This is a genomic window from Psychrobacter sp. T6-1 (assembly GCF_052258445.1).
Map to the genome: position 1 here is coordinate 1 of NZ_JBQQFC010000576.1, position 968 is coordinate 968.

At 47.9% G+C, this 968-nt stretch carries 1 protein-coding gene; it reads right to left on the reverse strand.

Annotation, left to right across the window (positions count from 1 at the left end; translation table 11 throughout):
* On the reverse strand, positions 1-968 hold a 968-nt coding region (locus tag ACTXGO_RS14695), incomplete at both ends, for a DNA repair ATPase (protein WP_443575044.1).

Consider the following 968-nt stretch of genomic DNA (forward strand, 5'->3'; position numbering starts at 1 on the left):
GCAGACTCAAAGGTAGTGATCTTTATCTGGCGCAGGATTTCATCTTGCTTGGCTTGGGCGTCCGCTAATGCCTTTTGGGTTTGCTTTTGGATACTTTGGACTTTGGCGAACTCATCAATGACTAGCTCAGCGGTCTCGGTGACCTCGCGGATGCTACCTGCAATCTCGGTCAGATCAGGCTCAGATAACCAGTAATAGTTGTCAAATAGGCGGCTGGTATTATCCGCTAATTCCTCATAGAGCTTTTGTGAGACGCTTTGATTATCGATCAAGCGGGTAATGCTGTACAGATCAGAGATGCCGCGCACCAGTTCTTTATTGCCGATTTTGCCATAGAAGCTGGTGCTCTCAGGCAGCTCACTGATGTACTCGGCTGACGCATAGGGCGTATGCCATATCTGCATGGGGTGAATACGTGACGGCTCACTTTGAGCCGTGAACAGCACCAAACGGCCATTCTCTGCCAGTGCCATGCCGTTACAATAAATGGGATTGGCCAACTGCTTTTTGATAAGGTTGTAGGCAAATAGCCCAGTGACGCCCAAGTCTCTGTCATAAAACAAAAACAGCACATCCTCACCGTTTGGGGAGACAATGCGGCGCTTAAACTTTAGGTTTTTGTTATTACCGCTGCTGGTATTGCCATCGCCGTTATTGCTCTCAAACAGCTTATACTCGCCCGTTTGCAGGTAATAGCCCCCTGGGAAGATAATGCCGTGATCCTCAGGCAATTGCACACAAGACTGTCCGATAGCGTCCAAGCGTAGCACCGCTTCGGTCAGGGTGTTATAGACAAAGTAGCGGTAATTATCTTCGCGATAAGGTAGAATTTTGAGAAGTATTAAACTGCCAACTTTGGCATAATGAATCTGCGCATCGGTCAGCGATTGAGTGCTATCGCTCACCGACTCGTTGTAGATACCTTGACCTGACTGCGTATTGTTCTCAATCTTAATGGTCAGATTACC